This window comes from Marivita hallyeonensis, from assembly GCF_900129875.1.
GTDB lineage: Bacteria > Pseudomonadota > Alphaproteobacteria > Rhodobacterales > Rhodobacteraceae > Marivita > Marivita hallyeonensis.
Genome location: NZ_FQXC01000003.1, coordinates 635,332 through 659,883, shown reverse-complemented (window position 1 = coordinate 659,883; position 24,552 = coordinate 635,332). Strand labels below are relative to the sequence as shown.

Sequence of the window (24,552 nt, the reverse complement as noted above, 5' to 3'; positions counted from 1 at the left end):
TTTAACGCCGCCCAATCACGTGCAGGACCCAGAGCAGACCCGTGCCACGCCGAAAAACACCGCCCCAGCGCAGCCACAGCTGCGGCATCATTCCTAATGGGGATGTGTGATGAGCGGTGTGGTGTCGATCGTCGGCTGCGGGTTTGTGGCGGATCTTTACATGCGGTCGCTTCAGGTGATGGACGGGATCACAGTGGCCGGTGTCTATGACAAAGACGCGTCGCGGCTGACGCAATTCTGCGCTCATTGGAATGTGCCCAAGGTCGGGTCTTTGGACGCGCTTCTTGAACAGCATCCCCGGAACGGCGTGGTGTTGAACCTGACCAATCCGTCGGCGCATTTCGAGGTCAACTCCGCTTGCCTTGCCGCCGGGTGCCATACCTACTCGGAAAAGCCGCTGGCGATGACGCTGGAAGAGGCCAAGGTCCTGCATGCCCAGGCCGACGCCGCGGATCTCATGCTGGCCTCTGCACCGTGCAGCGTTCTTGGCGAGGCAGCGCAGACCTTGGGTCATGCCCTGCGCACCGGCATCGCGGGCACGCCACGGCTGGTCTATGCCGAACTGGACGACGGGTTTGTGCCGCAGGCCGCCTACAAGAAATGGCTGTCGGAGTCTGGCGCCCCGTGGCCGTTCGAGGATGAGTTTCGCGTGGGATGCACGCTCGAGCACGCGGGCTATTACCTTGGCTGGCTGATCTCGTGGTTTGGTTCGGTGCGTACCGTGGTCGCGGCCTCGGCCGAGGTGGTGCCGGACAAGGAAGGGGATGGGCCATTTGCCCCGGATGTGTCGGTCGCGACGCTGTTTTTCGAAAATGGCCCGGTGACGCGACTAACCTGTTCCATCGTTGCCCCGCATGACCATCAGATCAGGGTTGTCGGCGACGAGGGCGTTCTGTCCTGCAAGGCCGCATGGGACAATTCCGCGAAAGTGACGTTCGCGAAACGCATGACGGTGCGGCGGCGTCTCATGGAGTCGCCGTTGCCGAAGGCGGTAAAACTGCCTCAGCCGACGCATCCCAAGGTCAAACGGTGGGGCGCGGCAGCGATGAATTTCATGCTGGGTCCGGCAGAGATGTTGGACGCATTGCGCGCCGGGCGGCCATCGCGCCTGTCCAACGAATTCGCGCTGCACATGACCGAGGTGACGCTGGCGATTCAGAACGCCGGCGAGACGACGGGTGCTCAGCCCATGACGACGCGCTGCGACCCCATGGAGCCGATGCCATGGGCGCGGTGAAACGGTTGCTCATCACTGGTGCATCGGGCTTTATCGGTCGCGCCACTGTCGATGCCGCGGTTGAGGCGGGGCTGGACGTCGTTGCCGTGCAGCGGCGGGCGGGGTCGCAGCGGGACGGCGTGACATATGCCAAGATTGACCTGACAGCGCGAGATGCACTGCAGTCTTTGACCGCTGCACTGGCGGGTTGCGACGCGGCAATTCATCTGGCGGCGTCGATGTCCGGCGATCCTGATGCGCATAAAAAGCTGACCATCGGTGGGACCGAAACGCTTTTGCAGGCAATGTCTCAGGCAGGCGTAGGGCATCTGACATTGGCAAGTTCGCTGGCCGTCTTCGACACGTTCGAAGTGCCGGTCGGGGGCGATTTGACGGATGCGTGTCGTTTGGAGAACCCGACTATGTCGCGGGACGCCTACTCCGGTGCGAAGGTAAAGCAAGAGCAACTGGCGCGCGCCGCACGGCTCGATAGTGTTGCGATGTTGAGGCCGGGGATCGTTTACGACGATGCGCATCTCTGGAACGCGCATCTGGGCATTGGCGTGGGACCGGTTCTGATCCGCATCGGTGATGACGGGCCCCTGCCGCTTTGCCATGTAAAGCGATGCGCCGCCGCACTCGTGCATGGAACTGTCAAAAGGATGAACGTCACCACCGCTGTTCTTGACCCGGTTTTGCCAAACCGCAGCCAAGTCATCCGCCAACTGAAACGCGGCGGGTGGCCCAAAGTCGTAGTGCCGTTTCCCTGGCAAGGCCTTTGGACGTTGGCGCGGGTGTTGCGGCCTGTGTCGGCAAATTTGCCGGGACTGCTCAGGGAAGCCGTGCTGCGTCAGCGACTACTTCCGATGGGCTACGCGATGCAGATGCCTGACGCGTTCGCGGGCCTGCCTAATCCCGCACCGGACTGGGAGCGCTGGTCGTGACGCTGCCAAAGCTTGCATATCTCACGGGCGAGTATCCCCGGGCCAGCGATACCTTCATTCAGCGCGAGGTCGCCCAATTGCGGGCTCTTGGGCACGAGGTTCTCACCTGCTCGATCCGGACGACCGGTAATGAGCATATGGTTGGTCCTGAACAGAGGGACGAGCACGCGCGGACCTTCAAGGTGATTGACGCGGCAAAGAACCCGACGACCCTTTTGAAAGCGCATTTGCGGTGGATGAAGACGCCGGGGCGGTACCTGTCGGCGCTGGCGCTCGCGTGGCGTACGGCGCCCAAAGGCATCAAAGGTCGGCTTTATAACCTGATCTATTTCCTGGAGGCCGGTGTGTTGGCCGACAAGCTGGCTGCCGAGGGCGTGACGCATCTGCACAACCATATCGCCAAGGCGTCTTGCACGGTCGCGATGCTTGCGGGTGCGCTGTCGGGGATCCGATGGAGTTTCACAATTCACGGACCGGACATCTTTTTCGAGCCTCACCATTGGCGCATCGACGAGAAGGCGGCGCGGGCCTCTTTCGTGGCCTGCATCAGCCATTTCTGTAGGTCACAGCTGATGTGTTTCGCGGATGCGGCGCATTGGGAGCGGTTCCACATCGTACATTGCGGGGTGGACCCGTCTCGCTACGCGCCGTCTTCGGATCGCGACGGCTTGCGGGCGGTGTTCGTCGGGCGGTTGGCCGGTGTGAAAGGTGTGCCGATCCTGATCGATGCGATCGCGCAACTGGCTGAGACGCATCCGGATGTGTCCTTGCGGCTGGTCGGCGACGGCCCTGATCGCAAGAACCTCGAAGCAGCGGTGAAGCGACAGGGATTGTCCGATCGCGTGGTCTTTCTGGGCTACCGCTCGCAGGCGGAAGTGGCCGAGGAACTGGCGCAAGCGGATGTTTTCGTGCTGCCAAGTTTCGCAGAGGGCGTTCCTGTCGTGCTGATGGAAGCGATGGCGGGACAGGTGCCGGTGCTCACGACACGGCTCGCGGGCGTGCCGGAATTGGTCGAAGACGGGGTCACCGGGCGACTGGTGCCGCCGGGCGATGCGGCGGCGTTTCGCGATGCGCTGGACGAGATGCTGCGCGATCCAGAGATGCGCGCATCTTATGGCGCAGCAGGGCGCAAGAAGGTCATCGCCGACTATGACGCGGCGCGGGAAGCGGCGTGGTTGTCGGACCTTTTCTGCGCCTACGCCGATGGCTCGGACCGCCCAGGGCTGAGGCCGTCGTGATGCAGGTGGACGTGGTTCTGATCGGTCGGAACGAGGGCGACCGGCTGGTGGCGTCGTTGGCCTCGGTCGTGCCACAGGCCCGTCGGGTCGTGTATGTGGACAGCGGATCGACGGATGACAGCGTTGCGAATGCACGCAAGGCGGGGGCTGAGGTGGTGAACCTCGACATGTCCGTGCCCTTCACCGCCGCGCGGGCGCGGAACGCCGGGTTCGAGGCGCTGATGGCATTGGGCGACGCGCCGGACGCGGTGCAGTTTCTGGACGGCGATTGCGTCATGGCTGATGGGTGGCTCGCGAAGGGTTCTGCGCACATAACTGCGGATGACACCCTTGGGCTGGTGACGGGGCAAGCCGCCGAAATGCGGCGCGATGCGACGGTCTATAACCAGATGTTCGATGTGGAGTGGAAACGTCCTGCCGGAGACATCCTTGCCTGTAGCGGCAACATGATGGTGCGCCGCACTGCGTTCCGGGAGGTGGGCGGTTTCAATCCCGAAGTGATCGCGGCTGAGGACGACGAATTCTGCACACGGTTGCGCAAAGCCGGGTGGCGGCTTGAGCGCATCGCAGAAGACATGGCGACGCATGACGCCGACATGACCCGCTTTGCGCAGTGGTGGAGACGGGCCGAACGCACGGGGCATGGGTTCGCGCAGGTGGGGGAGCTGCATCCCGACTACTTCGTGCGGGAACGGCAGAGAGCGTGGATCTACGGGGTGATGCTTCCGTTTCTGGCGGTGTTCGGAGGCATGGTGTCTTTCGTTGTACCGTTCCTTGTTCTGGGCGTGTACGGCGTGTCGTGGTTGCGCACAAAACGCGGGCTTCGGGACGAAGGTTTGCCAGAGCAAGAGGCGGCGCGGCACGCGGTGTTCCTGACCCTGTCCAAGTTTCCAAATGTCATCGGCATGGTCCGCTATCACTGGCGGCGATTGAACAAAGCGCAAATGCGCCTGATTGAATACAAGTAAGGGGTACGGCGAATGGCGTCTTCGACGGTACGTGTGGGTCTGATTGGTGCGGGGTACATCGCGTCATGGCACGCGGATGCGCTTCGCGCGACGGATGGGGTGGAGATCACCGCCGTCTGCGATCCATCCGAGGCCGCGGCCAAGGGGTTGGCGGATGGTCTGGGCGTGCGCGTAGTCTCGGAAGTTGCCGACCTGATCGAGGCCGGTGTCTGCGACGCGGTGCATATTCTGACGCCGCCAAACCTGCATCACGCCTTGGCGATACAATGTCTTGAGGGCGGCTTGCACGTTCTTGTTGAAAAGCCGGTTGCAACGTCCGCTTCCGAGACCGCCGAGATCGAGGCAACGGCGCAGAAGCATGGTGTGCGGTTTCATGCCGGGCACAATTTCATGGGCCTGCCATCCTATGATCGTCTGAAGGGCATGTTGGCGAAGGGCGAGCTTGGACGTGTGTCGGTGGCCGAAGTGCATTGGTGCCTGCCTCTTGCGCCCCTGCGGTCCGGTCCGTTCGGGATCTGGCTATTGCGCGAGCCGAAGAACCTGCTTTTAGAGCTTGGGCCACATTTGATGGGGTTCATCGTCGATCTGTTCGGCGTGCCGCACATCCAGTCTGTTCAGTTATCCAAGCCGATTGATTTGCCCGGTCACGACACACGGCATCAGGCTTGGCGCATCATGGCGCAGGCGGGAGACGTGGATGTGACGCTGACGATCTCCATGGTGGAGACGATCGACGACCGGTCTCTTACCTTGCGCGGATCGTCCGGGCGCGCGCGGTTGGATTTCGCTGCAGATACGCTGGTCGTGGAGCGGGAGAACGCGTCCGATCTGGTCGTGAACCCGCTTCGACATCAGCTGGATCTGAGCTGGCAGCACCTGCGCGAGGGTGTTGGCAACGCGGTCACGCAGGTGACGTCATTGAACCGGAAATCGCCCTATGCGCTCAGCTTTCAGGGCATGAATGCGGCGGTCTATGGCGCGCTACGGCGGGATAAGGACGCGGACGCGCGGTTTTCGGGAAAGAGCGCAATAAAGGTGATGACGGCGCTGGATCAGGCTTTGGCCTTGGTGCCTGATGCTGACCTGACCCCAGCCCGGCCGAAGGTTAGGACACGCGACCCAAAGCCTACTGCGATGGTCATCGGTGGAACCGGGTTTATCGGGCGTGCTTTGACGCGCGCGCTTGTCGCCAAAGGCCAGGATGTGCGTGTGCTGAGCCGGGGGCGGTTTGGCCCCTTCCCCGATCTGCCCGACGAGGTCGAGACCGTGGGCGTTTCTTTGTACGACAAGGCGGCGCTGATCGAAGCGATGCAGGGGATCGACGTGGTCTACAACCTTGCCCGGTCGCTGGAAGGCACGTGGGAAGATGCGCTGGAGCACGACGTGGGCGTGTCGGTCCGGATAGCCGAGGCTTGTCAGGAGGCCGGGGTCAAGCGGCTGGTCTATACCGGGACAATTGCAAGCTATGACATGTCCTCACCGCTGCAGAAGATCACCGAGGACGTTCCCTTTCCCACTGACATGAGCGATCGGAACATGTACGCCCGGTCAAAGGCGGAATGCGAGAAGCGGTTGATGGAGATGCACCGGCGGGACGGTTTGCCTCTGGTGATCGCTCGGCCTGGGATCGTGGTTGGCCATGGCGGGCCGCTCCAGCATTGGGGCATCGGGCGCTGGCACGGCGCGGGTGCGGTTCGAATCTGGGGCAATGGCCTGAACATCCTTCCCTTTGTCCTGATCGATGATGTGGCGGATGGGCTGATCCTGATGGGGGAACACCCCGACGCGGTTGGTCAAAGTTACAACCTGATTGGCGAGCCGATGTTGAGCGCTCGTGGGTATTTCGACGCGATCCACAGAGCGTTGGGCGCGCGGGTGCGGGTCAGTTCCGGGAACCTGACCGTGTTCTGGGCGGCGGACGCGGTGAAACATGCGCTCAAAGTCTACGCGCTGCGGCGGCGTGGGCTGAGCCGTCCATCGCTGGCAGACTGGAAAAGCCGTGCGCATCTGTCCCCATTCGTGAACGCAAAACCAAAAGAGGAATTGGGGTGGAAACCGGAAGCTGACAAAGCCAGGTTTATCGAAAAAGCGATTGGGCAGGCGAACCTGTTCGGGTTCTGATCGCTTTCATTTGATCAACAATGCCCTCAAATCGGACGTATTCTTGACAGAATACCCTGTCATCAAGACCAGTGCGCGGATCCGTTCGCGCCAACGATAAGTGGAATTCGTGAATGTCGTGCAACGAGGCTGAAACATGACAGAGCAGCCAAAATTCCAGCGCCGCAAACGGCGCGGGGCCGTTGACGACGTGCCGACACCCACGCCAAAGGCACCGAAAAAAGCGACTCCACCGAGGAAGGATATCAACGCGCTTCTGGCCGAGAAAGAAGCGTTGCTTCAACGCAAGGCGGCGTTGAAGGCCGAAGTTGCGCGGAAAAAAGCTCAGGCGACACAGGTTTCAGAGCGCCCTGCGCCCACGGTCACGACTACGGACGCAAAGCCGCGCACGAAGTCGCGGCCTCTGGTTCTTGCCAGCCCGCCCAGACCGAAGGCCCCGAAGACCCCCGAACCCAAGCACGATCCAGAAGCGGTCTGGTCACAGCTGGACCGCTTTGCATTAAATCCAAAGCGATTGGCCAAGCACAATGTGATTACCGCGTTGCGCGAAGACCCGGCTCATACCCGGTTCGACATCCTGCGCACACGCATGCTGCAGGCGCTTGCGGAAAACGGTTGGAGGCGCGTGGCCATCACCTCGCCGACGAAGGATTGCGGCAAGACGTTTACTGCCGCCAATCTTGCCATCAGCCTGTCTCGGCATGAGACCTGCAGGACAGTCTTGCTTGATCTGGATATGCGCAGCCCGAGCCTTCACAAGATCTTCGGCGTCTCGGATTGTGGCGTGATCGGTGACATGCTGCGTGGCGAGATCTCTCCCGAGCGGCATCTTCAGGGTTTTGCCAACAATACGATTTCGGCGGGGTCCCATGTCGCCATTGGGTTCAATGGCATGGTTGAACCCTATGCGGCGGAGCTTTTGCAGGATCCCGCGACCGAAAAGGCGTTGCAGCGGATCGAGAAAAGCCTTGAACCGGATGTGATGCTGTTCGACTTGCCGCCCGCACTGTTGAACGATGACGTGCTTGCCATGCGGCCGCATTTCGATGCGCTTCTGATCGTTGCCGGAGGCGGCACGACGCGGGCCAACGATATCAAGGAAACCGAACGCCGGCTGGGCAGCACTGTTCCTTTGCTTGGCGTGATACTGAACAAAGCCGACCAGTCGGAGGCCGGAGACTACGCCTACTGAGCGTCGCGCGGTGCCATGTTCTGAGCTGCCATTTCGACAATCGGGCGAACAACCGCGGCAATCAAGCCGACGAGCACAGCGACGAACACGCCCAAGGCAAACCGCAATCCCCTGCCGCTGCGCTTCTTGCGTGACGGACCGGTCGTGTTCAGCACCGGGACAGAGATGACAGGCCGTACGCCAAGCGTACGTTCCATCTGTGCAGCCGTACGGATCGGCGGGTTCAGCACCTCGAGCAAGAATGCGACGCCAAGAGCGACGAGACCACTGGCAATGCCCCCAAGCATCGCGATGGAGCGCTTGCTGCGCGACACCGGGTAAACCGGGACAATCGCTTCTTCCAGCACTTCGAAGCGGGCAAGCTGACGCTGCTCTTCGAGGCTCTGGCTCATTTCCGCATCCGCTTTGCGCCGGGAGATCACGGTGAACTGTTCATTGAGCTGCGCCACTTCGCGCTCCAGCGCCACGAGTTCGCGTTCAACCGCCGGGGCGCGGGCCAGAAGGGTGTTCACCTCGGCCATGCGCGCCTCGATCAGTCCGATCTGTTCCTGGACCGCGCTGAGCTGACGCTCTAGCGCCTCTGGTCGGCTACGGCTGCTGTTGGATTCCAGAGCGAGTGCTTCCTGGCGCAGTGACAGAAGGGCGCCGTTCAGGGTTGTCAGTTCGGTTTGCAGAACCGAGACGTTCACCGGCAGGGACTCGGCATTCGCGCTTTTGAAGTTTGCCACAGTGGCTTCGGCGGCCACGATCTCTTCTCGGATACGCGCCTCTTCCACGTTGAAGAATTCAAGTTCGATCTGCGCGCGGTCAACGCTGCGGGTGCGCGCCTCTTCAAGCACACGGGCCAGCATATCGTTCGCCACATCGGCGGCCTTCTGGGCATCGCCAAGGTTCACATCGATGATCATGCCGGACACCGATGGGTTTGGCTCCCACGCTTCACCGGACAGGATTGCGCTCACGGTCACGGATTCGCGCATCGCGGTGATCCGTTCGGTGACCGTCATGCTTGGGTCTTCATTGAAGAGGTCGTGGGTTTCCATGACTTCGAGCAACGTGCCACGCGACATCACGCGCTGTTCGATAAGGCGGACGGTGCGGCGGGCATCGAGACTGGCGCGGTCCTCAGTGGACACACCGACACTGGTGTTGGCGCCTGAGACCTGCGGATCTTCGATCTGCACCACGGCAATGGCGTTGTAGGTGGGCTTTTGAAATAAGGCCACGACGACGGACAGAATGCAGCCGATCACAGTGATGATGATGATCAGTTCCAGCCGCCGTTTCAGCGCGGAGAAGACCTCATCAAATGACTGAAAATACATCATGTTTTCAGCTCCAGTCCAAGGCCCCCGCCTTATCTGTAGGTTCCGGGGTATAGACCGGTTTGTCACAGACAAGCCACAATTTAGCCAAAAGTCGCCCCAATTGCCAACGCAATGCGCGTCGAATTTGGAAACAGCGTGTTTCCGCCCGATCTCAGGGAGCGGGGGCAATTCCGGTGGCAGGCAAGGTGGTGACCACGTCCCACACCGTCTTTTGCATCAAAGCGGCGAGTTCGGGGCCAGGGGCATCGGCCGGGCTGCCATCGGCGCGATCGAGTTGTGCCGGCAATCCTTCGGGCGAGCGGTGGTAGAGCACCGCGTAATGCGTCAGCGCCACGAGGTACGCGCCAAGATCGTTCACATGGATCGTGTCGACGCTGCCGTCTTCGGCACGGGCGAAGAGGTCTTCGCGAGAGTCGACACCGTCGATGCCTCCGCTGGCTTCGATCCTGCGAACGAACTCGGCCAGAACGCGCCCCGCCGGGATCACGTAGATCGGGTCTGCCTCGGGTTGTGCCGCCGTGGCCTGCGCGATCAGCACGCCTTCCCAGTACCGGGCCGGGTCGGTGTCGAGACGGTTCAACCAGTCTTGCGGATCGTCCAAACGGTGCCATGTCTCGTACAGGTATGTGCGGATGCCTGGGTTGCCAGCGCGTGCCGCCTCCACCCATTTCTGCAGGTAACGCGGCGCATCAAAGTATTCGATCGCGGCTTCGATCTCGACCATCTCGGTGATGACGAAAACATCGTACTCGCCGCTTTCAAGCGCCGATTTCGCATCTCGAAAGTTGTCATGCGCGTTTTCGACATCGAAGCCCTGGATCGGTTCGTCAGGATACCAATGACTTCGTAAAGGTGTGCCCCAGCCAAGCTGTGAGGCGTGGTCGTGGCCTGCGAGTTGGGCGAGCATTGCGGGCATGTCGCGCCCGACAAGGGAATGGCCAAGGTGGTACACCGTCAATGGTTCGCTCGGCGGCGACAGCGGCGTTTCATAGAGCGCAGACAGTTCCTCTGCGCTCAGAGATTTCGGCGGTTTAAGCATGTACCATGCCAGCCCGCCCAGAAGGACGAGGGTCAAACCCGCGAAGATGCGCCAGTGCGGGGCCATGCCTCAGGCCTGCCGACGCGCCCGCATCGCGCGACGCCGCGCCATCGCATCGCTGCGCGCTTTGGCCCGGTCCGTTGCCGCAGGTTTTGGCATCGGTGTGACGGTGGCTTTTGCGGCGGGTTGCGTCGGCTGCTGTGGGCCGCCGCCAAGTTTCGCGACCCGGTCGGCCAACGCTCCGAGCGTCGGGAACTGGAAGATGTCGGTGATCGACAGCTTTGGCAGGGACAGGCGATCCCGGATCGCGCGATGCGTCTGCACGGCAAGCAGCGAGTGACCGCCAAGATCGAAGAAATTATCCTCTGCTGCGATGTCGCTGACGCCAAGGACTTCCGACCAGATATCGGCGATATCCCGGCGCAAACCTTCGTCAGCCTTGCTGGTGCCGTTGCTTGGCGTCTTGATCTGAGGGGCCGCACGCATCGGTGCCGATTGTGGCGCTGGCAACGCGTTGCGGTCGATCTTCTTGTTCGGAGTTACCGGGAAGGACGCGAGCGTGACGAAATGGGATGGCACCATGTAATCGGGCAATCGATCCGCCAAAGCGGTGCGCAATGCCTTTGTGTCAGGCTCAGATGTCGCGGTGACGTAGGCGACCAGTCGCGTGTCCCCGGGGGTGTCTTCGCGCGCGAGCACAACGGCCTGCGTGATGCCTTCCACCTCTTCGAGGATACTTTCAATCTCCCCCAGTTCGATCCGGAAGCCGCGCAGTTTGACCTGGTGATCGACCCGCCCGAGGAAGTTGAGACGTCCGTCAGGGCGTCGCTGAACCAGATCGCCGGTCCGATACATGCGTCCGGGCGCAAATGGATTGTCGCGGAAGCGGTCTGCGGTAAGTTCAGCCCGGTTCCAGTAGCCCCGCGTTACACCCTGACCGCCGATCCACAGTTCACCCTCTTCGCCGATCCCGACCGGCACCAGGTCAGGATCCAGGACGTAAAGCTGCGTGTTGGCGATGGGTGTTCCGATGTTGACCGTGGAGTCATCTGCGGTTGCAACTTCGGTCGAGGACCAGATCGTCGTCTCGGTTGGGCCGTACATGTTGGTGACAGTGGCCGTCGTCGCTTCGCCCAGATCAGCGACCAATGCGCCGGGTAATGCTTCGCCTCCGAGGAAGATATGCTTGAGACCCTTGAGGCCGGCCCGTGCATCATCGTCCATCGCGATCATGCGGGCCATCGACGGCGTGCATTGCATGTGGGTGACGTTGTGGCGGCCGAGCATAGCGGCGATCGAATAGTCGTCGTCGTGGTGGTCAAGAGACGGTGCAGATTGGCGAACCACATCTGCCAGCGGCTTCAGCCCCTCAAGCACCTGATCGGTGGCGATGCCGTAGTCGATGAGGCATGCGATTTCCGACACGCCGATGGCTTGAAGTTGTTCGACACGCTGTAGCGCGTCTTCGATGGTCCCGAAGAGGCCGGAATCGTTGAAATAGCGCTCGAACGCGAAATCGAGGATGCCTTCAAGATCGTCTTCGCTGAGGTCTCCGAGGTTCAGCTCGAACGCATTCTTGACGCCCTCGGGGCGCTTGAACGCGGGGAAGGCCCAGGCGTATTGCTTGATCAAACCAGCAGCCGAGCGCAGGTAGTCTTTCATCGGTTCACGGGCGATCTCGCGGGCTTCGTCGCGCGTCCCGGCAAGGCAGGTGTGCAGCATCAGCGTGACGGTGAAGCGGTGCGGATCATGCCCGGCTTCGCGCAGCGCGTGGCGGTAGATGCCGATCTTCTCGGACACCTCTTCGATGGATTGCCCAAGCAAATGCGTCAGCACATTCGCCCCGTTGCGCCCGGCTTCGCGCCAGGTTTCGGGGTTGCCTGCTGTGGTCACCCAGATTGGCAACTCTTTCGACACAGGGCGCGGTTGGGTCACCACCTCGTGCATCTTCCCGTCTTTTCGTGGGAACGCGACAGGCTCGCCGCGCCAAAGCTTGCGCACCTGCTCAATCGCTTCGAACATTGCAGGCTTATTGTCCGGCGGCGTGTTTTCAGGGCGCAGGACGAAGTCATCCGGTTGCCACCCGCTTGCAATGGCGAGGCCCGCACGCCCGTTGGTCAGGTTGTCGATCACCGACCATTCCTCTGCAATGCGAGCGGGATGGTGAAGTGGTGCGACACAGCTTCCGGCACGCACACCGATCTGTTTGGTCACGCCGGCAACGGCTGCCCCAGTCACCGACGGGTTGGGATAGGGACCGCCAAACGCGTGAAAGTGGCGTTCGGGCGTCCAAACGGCGCAGAAGCCATTCTCGTCGGCGAATTTCGCACCTTCGAGAAGCAGTCGATACTTGTCGCGCCCGACACCATCGTCGTTGCCCCAATAGTAGATCGAGAACTCCATGCCGTCGCTGCTTTTGCGCGACGCGCCGCCCGAAATGATGCCGCGATTGCTAGCGCTTGGAAGGACGACCTTGATACCGCGTGTCATGGTGTAGAACAGCTCAAGCACCGAGATATCGAAGCTCAGGCTGGTCACGGCGAGCCATGTGGCATCTTCGCGGTCAGGCACGACCGCATCCATACCCGCATAGAAGTTCATCACGTTGCGATGTTCGATCATCACGCCCTTTGGCGTTCCGGTCGAGCCAGACGTGTAGATCACGTACGCCAGGTCCTTGCCCGTCGCCACGGGTTCGGGGTTGGTTTTGGGTGCGGCGGCAAGGCGTCGGTCGCGATCCATCACCAGCCGGTCTGCTTTGTTCGACGGAAGGGTGTCTTCGAGCGCAGTTTGGGTGATGACAACTGGTGCGCCACTGTCTGAAAGGTAATGGGCGATGCGATCCGCAGGGTAGTCCGGGTCCAGCGGCACGTAGGCGCCACCTGCCTTGAGGATGCCCAAGGCGGCTGCGACGAGGTCAGGGCCCCGATTGCAATGCAAACCGACCATAGTGTCCGCCGTGATACCCATGTCACGCAATGTGTGCGCGATCCGGTTTGCGTGTTCGTTCAGTGTGGCGAAGGTGATTTCAGTGTCTTCATGCACGACCGCAATGGCATCCGGGGTCTTGTCCACCTGCGCCTCAAAGGCGGCATGCATGGTTTCCGGCCCGTCAACCGTCTGTGTCGTTGCGTTGAAGGTTTCGATGATCGCGTTTCGCTCGGCTTCGGGAAGCGATTGCTCGGTCGATAGGTCGTGACCTTCGGCGATGTGCTGGGCGATCCATTCCAGCCGTTGGATCAGGATCTGCGCGAAATCCGGCGCGATGCGGCCAGTGTCGACATGCGCGTTGACCTGATCGCCCGACACTTCAAATGTGATGGCCGCGCCCAAAAGCGGACCCGCGGCGTGTGATATGGCAAGTGCCGGTGTGTCGATGGCCCCGAGACTCGCGTCGCGCAGAGCGAGGTCGGTTGCGAAAGACACGGAGGGGTTTGGAATTCCGCCGTCGAGAGCGTCGACCGAAACCGGCACCCATGCGCTGGCAAGGCCAAATCGCGCTGACGCCTGTAGGTCGGAATTGGTCAGAGCGATTGCCGCATTGGCGCCGCGGGCCAGACGCTTGCACAAGACTGTCAAGGCGGGAGCCAGTTGCGCGGAATCGGCATCGATCTGGGTTGTTTTCACGTCCCCGGTTTTGGTGGACAAGAACGGGAGTGCGAGCGGATGCGTCTCGGCCAATATGCCCCGCAAATACCCATCTCTCTTCGCGATGGTGCGAAATGTGTCAGTGATGGCTTTCCGATCACGATCCGAGAGTGACGTCAGTGTCTGACCAAGCGCGATGTAACGCGTGGGGTCAGCGGGTTTGCCGTCGGACGTTCTAAGGCCCGTCAGCTTCAAAGCACCGTCTGCAAAGGCCACGGTCAGGCTTTCAGCGTCGATTTCGATCACAGTGCCCGGTACGGCGCTGGTTTCGGTCTTATTGGCCTGTCCAAGGTGAAGAACGGTATCACCCGCCAGGACCTTGGCGGTGCACAGTGGATTCCAGTAGCCACCATGGTCCAACGCCCGAACGATCCGCAGGGCGGTGTCAGCCGAGTCATCGAAGCTCAGCACCCCGTTCGCTTCGGGGCGGTCCGCAAGCGCGTGCAGCGTCCTTTGTGACGTGTCTTGCGCGCGCCGCGATGGAAGTCCTGTCGTGAGTTCCGTCAACAGATCGGGAAAGCTCGTCAGGCCCGCCTCGTAGCATTTGGTATTCAGGGTCAGCGCTGTGTCTTCGGGCGACACATCGATCGCCTTTTGAACAAGGATGTCGCCGGTATCGATCCCATCATCGATCAGGTGCCACGTGATGCCGTGCGTCGCTTCGCCATCGATCAACGCCCAGACCGGGGCGTTCAGGCCAGCCCGACGCGGAAGTGGGCCGTCGTGAAAATTCACCGCGCCTTCCCGCGCAAGGGCGAGCACGTCGGGCGGCAGGACTTTGAGGTTGGCGATACTCAAAAGCCAATCGACCGGCGCGTCCTGCAATCGCGCGGCAAGATCGCCGCCATGTGCCTCGACCCGGATGCCGCGTTTCTGCGCCCAGGTGACCAGATCCGGGTTACCGGTGACAAGCGCGCTTAGCGTGTGTCCCTCGGCCAAGAGCGTGTCAGCGCAATGCTGCGTCAGGCTTTCGTCTCCGATGATGATGGTTTCGAAATGGGTCATGGGTCAGTCCAAGCTTGGCTGGAGGGCGGTTTTGGGCAGCGCGGTCATCTTGCGGATTGCGGTCTTTGGCGTTGGTCGAAACACCGCTTTCGCCGCGTGGGCGATCATGTCGCGCAAATGGCGATGCGCGTCCGTGTTTGGTTTGCCTTCAAGACGCCGTCGGAGGCGCCAGAATGCGGTGCCGATCGCGCTCAGCACCGTCGCGGCCACAGCGTAACTGCGCCCGTAATTCTTGCTGTAGTAGTACCAACGACTGTCGAACCAGTATGTCGGCGTCCGCTCCCACGTTCCGAGGCCCGTCGAGACGGAGCCGATGTGACAGGTTCGGCTCTCGCGCACGAAATGGACCTCATATCCCGCGCGGTGCGCCCGGAGGCAGATGTCGGTTTCCTCGAAATACAGGAAGAAGGTTTCATCAAAGAGGCCGATTTCCTCAAGCACGCTGGTTCGCGCGAGAAAGGATGCGCCGACGACCCAGCCGACCGGGCCGGACGTCTCGGGGATGTGCAACGGCAGGACGTAGCTTTTCAACAGTCGCGTGACCGGACCGAAGCGCGTGGCACTTTCGAACTCCGAGGCGAGTCCCGGCAACCGAAAAGCACTGCAGTGGTCTTCGCCATCGTCGCCGTAGATCCAGCTTCCGGCGAAGGCCACCTTTGGCCGCGCTTCAAGGTAATCGACGAGGGCCGAAATTGTGGTGTCATCCACGCAAGCGTCGGGATTTAGGACATAGACGTAGTCAGCTTGAGGGCAGATCGCGAGACCTGCGCGGATGCCGAAATTGTTGCCCGCACCAAATCCACCATTGTGACCGGATTGGAGGACCTGCACGTTCAAATGCGCTGGCCAGTCCGCAGCCAGCACCGCGTCCTGCATTCTTTGAAAGCTGTTATCAGGGCTGTCGTTGTCGACCAGCAGTATCGCACCGCTGTAACCTGACATACCCCGAGCGGCGGACTGCGCCGCCTGGACCGCAAGATCCGGGGTTTTGTAATTCAGAACGACAACGACGATCTCCGTCATAAACAATTACTCCGCGGCTTGGGTCGCCTCAAAACTCAGTACTTTTCCATTGCCCGCAACCTTGGCCTCGGTTGTGACAATGACGTTGCGCATCTGGCTTGCAAGAACACGCACATTCGGCTCGAGCACCATGCTGTCGTGATCGCCCGGTACTTCGTACACCTCGATCTGGGGCGTGAATTGACCCCAGTCGTTGTCATCGAACAGGTAGGCCCGTTCGTGGTTCACCCAGCGGTCTTTCGACACTTTCCACGTCCCCACCAACGGCGGCCGGAATAGGGCGATGCGACCGTGCCAAGGGCGCATCCCGTAGTCGGCAACCGCGCTTAGAAAGGCGCGCTCGATTTCAGCGTTGTGGAAACTGTGTGTGGTCGCTGCGTCTTCCGAGATGCGGCGCTTGTCGATCTCCCAGCGGATCCGGTTGCGCAGCCAATGGAACGGGTAAGCCACCCCTCTGCGGTGCGTCTCGTGAAGCTGGATCAGGAGCCTGTCCTGACGGCTGAGCGGACGGCGTTGCGGGAGCGGCGTGTCCAGAAGAACGATGGCCGCCACCTCATCGCCCATTCTTTCCAGCTGGTGCGCGATCTCGTAGGCGGTGATCCCACCACCCGAGAAGCCACCGACGAAATACGGGCCATGCGGCTGCACGAGCTTCATCTCGGCGATATAGTCGCGCGCCGCATCCTTTATCGAGGTGTGCGGGTCTTCGTCACCGTAGAGCCCCTTGGCCTGGAGGCCGTAGAATGGTCGGTCCGTGCCCAGAAGCTGCGCGAGATGGCGCAGGTTTAGGACGTTCCCGAACATGCCTGCGACAAGGAAGAAGGGCATTTTCGGACCGCCCTCGCCGTCGTGCATCGCCACGAGGTGTTTGAAACGCCGCTTCTGCTTTGCGGGTCTTTTCGGCGCGTCTTCGACACTGTCGGTAATGCCGGTGCGTTCCTGAATGAGGGTCGCGCAGGCACGGATCGTCGGGGCCTCGAACAGGATCGAGATAGGAAAGTCGACGTCGTAGGTCTTGCGCACCTTGGCAAAGAGGCGCACCGCGATCAGGGAATGCCCGCCAAGGTCGAAAAAGCTGTCTTCGACACCGACGTTTTGTACGCCGAGCAGGTCTTCCCAGATGCCGACGAGAGTACGCTCGACCTCGGTTTCCGGGGCGACGTAATCCCCCTCGAGCTTCGGGCGGTCGAATTTCTGAGTGTCAGACGATTCCGCAGTGCTTGCGCCGACCTGTTCGATCAGGGCGTCCATGTCCAAGGACGACACCACAATCTGCGGCTCTTTCAAGGCCAGAGCGCGCTGGAAAGCTTCGGCACCGTCCTTTGGTTCAATGCCTTGCGACAAGTTGTATTGAAGCCGCTCCTCAGCTGCGGACAACGGTTGTGCCTTGCGGCTGAAATCCTCGGGTTCGAATTCGGCTTTCACGATCTTCGCAGGTTTGGTCAGGGCGCCCAGATCATCCAGGCGTTTGATCGAGAATCCCGCGATCTCCATGCAGACTGTGCCATCCGGCATGGCGAGGGTGATGTCGAAAGACGCGGTTTCGTCATCATTGCGGTTTGCACTCGCCGACCGCACCCAGCTGATCACGCGTTCGGGCAAGCGATGGAACACACGCACATCAGCGTACGAGACCGGCACCCAGAGCCTGTCGGCGCGGTACCCTTCGATCAGTTCCATCGCCCAGCCTGTGGCGATGTCCAGCAGGGCGGGATGGAAGTGCCAGCCATCATCGTCTTTCGCGGCAGCGTTGAGAGACAGTTCTGCAATGCCTTCGCCGTCACCAAACGCACAGGTGTCGAGGGTTTTCCAACGCGGTCCAAAGGCAAGTTGGGTTTCCTGCGCGGCGGCGAGTTTTTGTCCGTTCCGCGCCGTCCGTGGCGCGCCACAGCGTTTGCGGATCGCCTCGATATCAAGCGATTGAGGCTGTGCTTGCGGGATCAGTGACAGTTCGGCCGTGACCACGGGCGCAAAGCCCTTGGTCCCGTCAAGCGAACCATCGCCCATCACATCCATGTGGTACCCTTCGTCCCCGCGGGTCAGGCGCAGACGGATGTCGCGGTGACCGGTGTCCGCGACGTGGAGCGGGCGAAGGAAGGTCATATTGCGGATCGCGAAAGCGTCTCCTTCACCTTGGCCGCGCAACGCCTGCGCCGCGAGCGTAAGGTAACCCGCGCCGGGGAACAGCGCATCACCCCGCTTGGTTCGGTGTTCGTCGATAAACCAATCCTGCGTCGAATACCGCGCGTGGAAGACGCGGTGACCGGAAGGATCGAACCCGGTGGACTGCAGGAGCGGCAGATCAATGTCGGTGAATTCACTCGCGCTACGGTCTCCGGTTCGGTCGGCCAAGGCGTCTGCGGCCATGCCGACCTCTGCCCAGATGCCCCAGTTGATCGCGACGACAGAGGTCGACCCGCCTTTGCGGGAGCGAGCAAACGCGTTGAGATACTCATTCGCTGCAACGTAGTCGACCTGACCCGCAGGCGCGGTCTGGGTGGAGGATGACGAGAACAAGACGATGAAATCTGTTTCACCATCCGGGAACAGGGCATCCAGCACTTTCGTGCCATGAATCTTGGCGGAAAAGACCTGTTCGATCGCGCTGGTTGTCTTCGACAGAAGCGGCGCGTCGTCTATGATACCCGCCGCGTGGATGACGCCGTCGATCCGACCTGCGACCTCTTTCGTTTTCGTGACCACGTCAGTCATGTCGATGAGGTTGCACACATCCGCAGCGAATGTGAGCACCGTCGCGCCCAGCGCTTCCAGTTCTTGCACCGCTTGAATGCGCCGCACCGCTTTGTCTTGCGGGGCATGGCGTTGGACGATCCGATCCCAATGCGCGCGGTCAGGCAAAGCTTCGCGCCCGGTCAGCACAAGGGTGCAGTTCTGCGCCGCAAGGGATTTGGCAATGGTCAGGCCAATGCCGCCAAAGCCACCGGTGATGAGGTACGTCCCGCCCGGTTTGAGGGCCGGCGTCGTCGTCGGGGTGAGCGGCGTTTTCCGAAGGGACTGTTCGTACCGACGTCCGTCTCGCAACGCGGCGGTGCATGACCTTGGCTCGGCGATCAGGTCTTCGAGCACCTGATCGGTCAGCGCGTCCATCTCGGCCTCGAAAGCGGCTTGCCCGGCGGCGCGACCGAACAGGGTGTTTTTCGGCGGCATCGGCACCTGCACGTCTATGCTCGACACAGTCAGGTTCGGGATTTCACGTGGAATGACGCGTGCGGGGCCGGAAAGAATAGCCTTTTCCGGTGTCAGCAACTCATCTGCACCAAGCGCCGCGGCGTCGTTCGTGAATACGTTGATATGCGCTGGTTTCGGCAGCGTTTCGTCCGCAATCGCCTGAGCGATGAAGAGAAGCGAATAGAATCCGTGTTCCTGAACCCGGTGAAAGAAGCTTGATCCCGGACGATGGCTTTTGTCCTTCGTCACACCCCAGAAATGCGCGATGCGACTTGGCACCAGTCCATGCGAGAGCATGTCCCGGAAAAGAAGGTCATACCCTTCGCGACCCCGCTCAGGTGCAAGCGCGTAGGTCGTCTCATCTAGACGGGCGAAGCTGTCGCCAGGCCAGACTTCGACCACGGCATGTCCCGCCGCTCGGATGCGGCGCGCTGCTGCGGCCGCAACACCGCAATCATCCATGAACATCAGCCAGCTTTGCGGTTCGGCCTTGCCCAATTCAGTGCGGACGTTGACGGGGGCATCGGCGTATTTGGGCCGCCATGATGGGGTCCAACCCCAATTTTCGACGCCATCGATGCGCGACAGGAACGTCGGCGCGGTGCTTGTGGTTTGTTCGCTGCGCTCAATAAAATAGCGGGAACGCTGGAAAGCGTAGGTGGGCAGCGGCACACGGTTGCGACGTGCGTCACCCCAGATCTGCGCCCAGTCGAATTCGCCGCCTAGTGCCCAGATGCGACCAAGCACCTCGAGCAGGTGCCGGTCGTCCGCAACCTCATCCTCGGGATGGCGCAGGCTGGACAGGACCTGTTGTGGCTTGATGCCCTCACACTGCCGGGCGAGCGCAGAAAGCGCCTTGCCGGGGCCGACTTCCAGATAGATGCGGCTGGGGCGGTCCGAGAGCGTATCGAGACATTGCGCAAAGTGCACCGTGCCGCGAAGATGGCCGACCCAGTAATCGGGATCGGTGGCCTGTTCGTCCGTCATCCACGTACCCGTCGCGTTCGACGTCATCGGGATTTGCGGTGGATGCAGATCGATCGATTTGAGATAGTCGCGGAACCGGTCAAGGATCGGTTCCAGCATGTGCGAATGCGCTGCGATATCAATTGGAATCCGCTGAAAATCAACGTCGCGCGCCTTCAGCTCTTTCTCAAGTGCCATCAGGGCCGCGTTCGGCCCCGAGGCCACGCTGAGGCCCGGACTGTTTATCGCGCCAAGATCGATGGGACCTTTGAGAAACGGCTTCAGTTCTTCTGCTGGCAAGGCCACCGACAGCATACCGCCTTTTTCCACGGTATCGAAAAGGCTGCCGCGCAGGTGGACGAGCCCGATGCAGTCTTCAAAGGACATCACGCCAGCAACGCAGGCCGCCGTGTTTTCGCCCATCGAATGGCCCGCCAAGGCCGAAGGTTCAACGCCCCAGCTCATCCAGAGCTGCGCCAGCGCATACTCGACGATCATGATGAGCGGTAACTGCAAGGACGGTTTGCGCAACGCCTCTGACGCAGCGCGGGCCTTGTCCGGTTCCGGCAACCAGAGGGCGCGGATATCCCGGTCTTCAAGCGTTTCGAGATGCGTCAGCCCGTGGTCCATCCATTCTGCGAAAACCGGCTCTGTTTCGTACAGGTCACGCGCCATGTTGACGTACTGCGCACCGCCACCGGGGAAGAGGAAGGCAACGTCTGGGTCCTTCATCGCTTCATGGGAATGGACACGGCGGGTGTCGTCTTGCTCTAACAGCCGCGCGGCCTCGAGATGGTCGGCGGCAACAACGATCCGGCGTTTTTCAAACGCGCGGCGGCCTTCCTTGAGAGTCCATGCGACGTCAGCCAACGGCTGATCCGCGTTCGCCCGAAGATGCGCCGCAAGCTGCTGTGCGTTGCCATCCAGCGCGGCCTTGTTGCGCGCCGAGACAGTGAGGATCTGAAATGGCCAATCGCTGTCTTCCGATGCGGCCACGTCCGGCGCTTCTTCTAGCACGACGTGGGCGTTGGTCCCGCCGACGCCAAGTGAGTTGACGCCCGCGCGCCGGGGATGACCTGTTCTTGGCCAGTCGGACAAGCGGTCGTTTACCCGGAACGGAGAAGTTTCGAAGTCAATCGTCGGGTTCGGCTTCTCGAAACCAAGGCTTGGCGGCATCTGGTGGTTGTGCAGCGCCATCGACGCTTTGATGAGGCTGGCAACTCCAGCAGCCGTGTCGAGGTGGCCGATATTGGTTTTGACCGACCCGATGCGGCAATGTCCAACCTTGTCGCTGGTTTCCTGGAAAGCCTGTGTCAGCGCCGCGACCTCAATCGGGTCGCCCAGATACGTCCCGGTGCCGTGGCATTCGACATAGTCGATGCTGTCGGCAGTCACGCCGGCGATTGCGTGTGCTTCGGAAATGGCTTCGGATTGCCCATCCACAGATGGGGCCAGGTAGCCCGCTTTGGCTGCGCCATCGTTGTTGACCGCGCTGCCCTTGATGACCGCCCAGATGTGATCACCATCGGCCAGAGCGTCCGATAGGCGGCGCAAAACGACGATACCGGCGCCGGAACCAAAGACCGTCCCCTGCGCGCGATGATCGAACGCGTGGCACTGGCCATCGGGCGACAGGATTTCGTTCTCCTTGTAGAGATATCCCTGCCCCTGCGGCATCTCTATGGTCACACCACCAGCCAACGCCATGTCGCATTCGCCGTTGAGAAGCGATTGGCAGGCGTAGTGCGTCGCGACAAGGGAGGTCGAGCAGGCGGTCTGCACACTGACGGACGGACCATCGAGGTCAAAAATGTGACTCACACGTGTCGTAAGAAAGTCCTTGTCGTTGCCGGTATGGCGCAACAGGAACATGCCCGTATTGTCGACAAGGTCGGTGTTCGAGCACAGGTTGAAGTAAAAGTAACTGCCCATACCGCAGCCACCAAAGACACCGATCCGCCCATCGTATCGTTCCGGCATGTGCCCCGCGTTTTCGAGCGCTTCCCACGCGCATTCGAGGAACTGCCGGTGTTGCGGATCCATAATGGCCGCGTCTTTGGGTGAAAGGCCAAAAAACTCAGCGTCGAACTGGTCATAGCCGTCTAGAAGGGCTGCGTAAGGGACGTAATCGCGGTGGCGCAAGAGCCCTTGCGGGACGCTTGCCGAGATAAGTTCGTCTTCATTCAAACGCCGGATCGAGGACACTCCATCGCGCAGATTGCGCCAGTATTCGGCAAGCGAGGATGCCCCCGGCAAATGCGCGGACATGCCAACGATGGCAATGTCGGTTTCGGACGCCGCGCCAGGCGCCGTAGTTTCCATGGTCATAGTCGTACCCTAAACCCTTGCAGGGCTGCGTATCGGAAAATTATGATAAAACTAGGGCATCATAGTTCACGGACTGCGGCAATGATGCGGGTCAAATACGGTAAAGATCACATCGCAGCGAGGGCCGAGACGGCATCTGCGTTCATCCAGAACGCCACGCTCACGGCGATCAATCCGAGAAATGCATATGCAACATCGTGGATGATATCCCACGCCTTCACCTTGCGCGCGACATGCACCACAAACGGATAGGCCACGACTCCGGCAAGGCCTTGCCCGATCAGGGCCCAGAACAGTCCACCATATAGAAGGCCGGCAAAAAGGAAGCCGAGCGTGAGGGTGGCGCGCACGGCGGACAGGATGAAATAGCTGCGGGAATCCCCTGCCGCCAAAGACGCCTGATCATAGGTCAGTACAATGATTTGCGGGATTTGCATGGCTGCGATCACGACAACGACCGCGCCTGCCATGGCGTAACGCGGATCGTACATCACGTCGATCAACACCACCCCGGCCATCGAGACCGCAGAAGCGAGGCCGAAGATGACCGCAGTCAACAGAAATCTCAGTTTCTGGAGTTTCCGGAAGTTGGCCACGCTCTCGGCAGGCGGAGCCTCACGATACAGCGGGATCAACACTTTGCGGATGAGCACACCCCCCATGAGCAACGGAAAACTCGCGAGAAAGAATGCGATGTTGTAGATACCGAATTGATCGAGCGGCAGATATTTCCCAAGCAACAGCTTGTCGCCCTGTGCGGTCAGAAACCCAAAGATTGTGCTGAGGAAGATCCATTTCCCAAAGCTGATGAGTTCCGCACCTGCTGCCGCTTCCCAATGAAACCGGTTCGACTGCCCCGGCAGAAATCTGTGATAGAGCCACAGCAAGATCACGGACGCTGCCACGCCGCTGATCACAAGCGCCCACACCGACTGCAGATACCAGGCTAGACCGACTGCGATCACGATCCCCGCAGACTGGGCAATCAGGTCGAGCGCCGTTAGCCGACCGACGAGAAGGTGGCGGTTCGCCGTATCCATGCGCGTCGGATTGAACCCGGAAACCAGAAGGCTGATGCCCGCACACGGGAGGATCCAGGCAAGCAGCGGTTCTTCATAGAACCGCGCCACCGGGATCGCGATCAGACAGGCGAAGAGCCAAAGCAACGCCCCGCGAATGACCTGAATGGTCCACGCCGTGTCGAGAAACCGCTGATCGTCCCCGCGCTTTGACTGCATGATCGCGGGGCTCACGCCGACGTCGGAAAACATGGAGAGGCCCTGGATGATCACCGCGACAAGCGCCATCAGGCCGAACGCCTCGGGGAAAAGAAGACGCGTCAGTATCAGATTGGACGCAAGGCGCAGAACCTGTCCGGCGGCATAGCCGCTCAGCGTGAACGCGGAACTGCGCATGAACCTCGCGGTCAGCGAAGTTCCCTGGAACTGGGAGGCGACGGCTTTGATCACCGGCCCCGGCTCCACCCCGTTGAACCCGCTGGCATGAGCCGAACGACCAGAGCGACACCACCGTAGACGGCAAAGCCAACGGGATCGCGCAAAGCGAGGCGCAGTTTGTCGGCCATCCCGAACACCGGTTTGTCGTCGTTTTGCAGAAGGTCGGGGTATTTCGACCGGATCTCGTCAACTCCGTCATTCTGTCGTTTGCGGACCCGCACAAGGTTCCGCCATCCTTCAACCAACGGCCAGACATAATGCGCATCGACGCCCACCCGTTCTTCGGGGCGAAAGCTCAACCGGACAAACGTATCGTCCGAGATGATGGCCGGGAAGTCGCCCCACCGCAATCGACCCGCAGCGTTCACCGCAAACAACCCGGCACCTGGCACACCCGTCCTCATGAAAGGCACCTGTTGGTAGATGCGCGCATAAGCCCGGGTGGCCCAGGATTGTGGATCAGCAAGCCGAATGCGCCCACTCGCATATCGCGGTCGCGGCGTATCGAGGGCGGTGAACAGATCGTTGAGCAAGCCCTTGGACAGTTCGACATCCGCATCCAGATAGACCCGTATCCGCGCGCGGGCGATCCGGTCACCGGCATTCAACGCCGCCAATTTTCCACCCTCCGGGCGGTCAAGTACGCGCAAATCCCAGCCCTTTTCGGTATAGCTTTCCGTGTGTGAGAGGGCGACCTGAACGGTGTCATCCTTGCAACCATTGGCGATCACGATGACCTCAACAGAACCGCTGTGCCACCAATCGCTGTTCAGGACAGACTTCAGGCAGGCGCCGATCAATCCCGCTTCGTTAGAGGCGGGGATCAGGACGCTCATTGCCGGTCGGAACACGGAGGCGTCTTTCTGACTGGTGATCGACATGTCTGCTCA

General features: G+C 61.1%; 13 protein-coding genes. 6 read left to right on the top strand and 7 right to left on the bottom strand.

Annotated features, from left to right (window positions below; all coding sequences use genetic code 11):
• Positions 1 to 109 precede the first annotated feature (109 nt).
• From BUA42_RS12520 to BUA42_RS12495, 6 genes are all read left to right on the top strand, one after another.
• On the top strand, positions 110 to 1,237 hold the full coding sequence (locus tag BUA42_RS12520) for a Gfo/Idh/MocA family protein (RefSeq protein WP_072778262.1): 1,128 nt from the start codon (positions 110 to 112) through the stop codon (positions 1,235 to 1,237).
• Positions 1,225 to 2,160 carry an NAD-dependent epimerase/dehydratase family protein gene (locus BUA42_RS12515; protein WP_072778260.1) on the top strand — a complete coding sequence of 312 codons (936 nt, stop codon included), beginning with the start codon at positions 1,225 to 1,227 and terminating at the stop codon, positions 2,158 to 2,160. The genes BUA42_RS12520 and BUA42_RS12515 overlap by 13 nt, the downstream gene beginning before the upstream one ends.
• Positions 2,157 to 3,398, top strand: coding sequence for a glycosyltransferase family 4 protein (locus BUA42_RS12510; RefSeq protein ID WP_072778258.1), 1,242 nt, complete (start codon positions 2,157 to 2,159; stop codon positions 3,396 to 3,398). The genes BUA42_RS12515 and BUA42_RS12510 overlap by 4 nt, the downstream gene beginning before the upstream one ends.
• Positions 3,398 to 4,366, top strand: a complete 969-nt coding sequence (locus tag BUA42_RS12505; RefSeq protein WP_072778256.1) for a glycosyltransferase family 2 protein — start codon at positions 3,398 to 3,400, stop codon at positions 4,364 to 4,366. The genes BUA42_RS12510 and BUA42_RS12505 overlap by 1 nt, the downstream gene beginning before the upstream one ends.
• A 12-nt stretch (positions 4,367 to 4,378) precedes the next feature.
• On the top strand, positions 4,379 to 6,487 hold the full coding sequence (locus BUA42_RS12500) for an NAD-dependent epimerase/dehydratase family protein (RefSeq protein ID WP_072778254.1): 2,109 nt from the start codon (positions 4,379 to 4,381) through the stop codon (positions 6,485 to 6,487).
• A gap of 136 nt (positions 6,488 to 6,623) precedes the next feature.
• Positions 6,624 to 7,679: a tyrosine-protein kinase family protein gene (locus BUA42_RS12495; protein ID WP_072778252.1), complete on the top strand. Its 1,056-nt coding sequence runs from the start codon at positions 6,624 to 6,626 to the stop codon at positions 7,677 to 7,679.
• Here the strand turns inward: BUA42_RS12495 and BUA42_RS12490 are convergent.
• The 7 genes from BUA42_RS12490 to BUA42_RS12460 all read right to left on the bottom strand — a co-directional run bounded on the left by BUA42_RS12490 (position 7,673) and on the right by BUA42_RS12460 (position 24,543).
• The gene (locus BUA42_RS12490) at positions 7,673 to 9,007 is read right to left on the bottom strand and encodes a Wzz/FepE/Etk N-terminal domain-containing protein (protein ID WP_072778250.1); all 1,335 of its coding nucleotides are present in this window, start codon (positions 9,005 to 9,007) and stop codon (positions 7,673 to 7,675) included. The genes BUA42_RS12495 and BUA42_RS12490 overlap by 7 nt on opposite strands.
• A 151-nt stretch (positions 9,008 to 9,158) precedes the next feature.
• Entirely contained in the window at positions 9,159 to 10,112 is a 954-nt protein-coding gene (locus BUA42_RS12485; RefSeq protein WP_072778248.1) for a hypothetical protein, read from the bottom strand.
• Between the two features lie 3 nt (positions 10,113 to 10,115).
• The gene (locus tag BUA42_RS12480; protein ID WP_072778246.1) at positions 10,116 to 14,699 is read right to left on the bottom strand and encodes a MupA/Atu3671 family FMN-dependent luciferase-like monooxygenase; all 4,584 of its coding nucleotides are present in this window, start codon (positions 14,697 to 14,699) and stop codon (positions 10,116 to 10,118) included.
• A 3-nt stretch (positions 14,700 to 14,702) separates the two neighbouring features.
• Positions 14,703 to 15,722: a glycosyltransferase family 2 protein gene (locus tag BUA42_RS12475; RefSeq protein ID WP_072778244.1), complete on the bottom strand. Its 1,020-nt coding sequence runs from the start codon at positions 15,720 to 15,722 to the stop codon at positions 14,703 to 14,705.
• Positions 15,723 to 15,728: 6 nt separating this feature from the next.
• Positions 15,729 to 22,205: a type I polyketide synthase gene (locus tag BUA42_RS12470; RefSeq protein WP_072778242.1), complete on the bottom strand. Its 6,477-nt coding sequence runs from the start codon at positions 22,203 to 22,205 to the stop codon at positions 15,729 to 15,731.
• A gap of 107 nt (positions 22,206 to 22,312) precedes the next feature.
• The gene (locus BUA42_RS12465) at positions 22,313 to 23,674 is read right to left on the bottom strand and encodes an oligosaccharide flippase family protein (protein WP_342716019.1); all 1,362 of its coding nucleotides are present in this window, start codon (positions 23,672 to 23,674) and stop codon (positions 22,313 to 22,315) included.
• Positions 23,671 to 24,543, bottom strand: a complete 873-nt coding sequence (locus BUA42_RS12460; RefSeq protein WP_072778240.1) for a glycosyltransferase — start codon at positions 24,541 to 24,543, stop codon at positions 23,671 to 23,673. Before BUA42_RS12460 ends, BUA42_RS12465 begins: the two co-directional genes overlap by 4 nt.
• Between the last annotated feature and the right edge of the window lie 9 nt (positions 24,544 to 24,552).

What these genes read in the sequence shown, in the direction of transcription:
- BUA42_RS12490 (WP_072778250.1), bottom strand. Translation starts at nt 9,007, where the DNA reads ATGATGTATTTTCAGTCATTTGATGAGGTCTTCTCCGCGCTGAAACGG.
- BUA42_RS12505 (WP_072778256.1), top strand. Translation starts at nt 3,398, where the DNA reads ATGCAGGTGGACGTGGTTCTGATCGGTCGGAACGAGGGCGACCGGCTG.
- BUA42_RS12520 (WP_072778262.1), top strand. Translation starts at nt 110, where the DNA reads ATGAGCGGTGTGGTGTCGATCGTCGGCTGCGGGTTTGTGGCGGATCTT.
- BUA42_RS12460 (WP_072778240.1), bottom strand. Translation starts at nt 24,543, where the DNA reads ATGTCGATCACCAGTCAGAAAGACGCCTCCGTGTTCCGACCGGCAATG.
- BUA42_RS12485 (WP_072778248.1), bottom strand. Translation starts at nt 10,112, where the DNA reads ATGGCCCCGCACTGGCGCATCTTCGCGGGTTTGACCCTCGTCCTTCTG.
- BUA42_RS12495 (WP_072778252.1), top strand. Translation starts at nt 6,624, where the DNA reads ATGACAGAGCAGCCAAAATTCCAGCGCCGCAAACGGCGCGGGGCCGTT.
- BUA42_RS12515 (WP_072778260.1), top strand. Translation starts at nt 1,225, where the DNA reads ATGGGCGCGGTGAAACGGTTGCTCATCACTGGTGCATCGGGCTTTATC.
- BUA42_RS12480 (WP_072778246.1), bottom strand. Translation starts at nt 14,699, where the DNA reads ATGACCCATTTCGAAACCATCATCATCGGAGACGAAAGCCTGACGCAG.
- BUA42_RS12475 (WP_072778244.1), bottom strand. Translation starts at nt 15,722, where the DNA reads ATGACGGAGATCGTCGTTGTCGTTCTGAATTACAAAACCCCGGATCTT.
- BUA42_RS12470 (WP_072778242.1), bottom strand. Translation starts at nt 22,205, where the DNA reads ATGACCATGGAAACTACGGCGCCTGGCGCGGCGTCCGAAACCGACATT.
- BUA42_RS12500 (WP_072778254.1), top strand. Translation starts at nt 4,379, where the DNA reads ATGGCGTCTTCGACGGTACGTGTGGGTCTGATTGGTGCGGGGTACATC.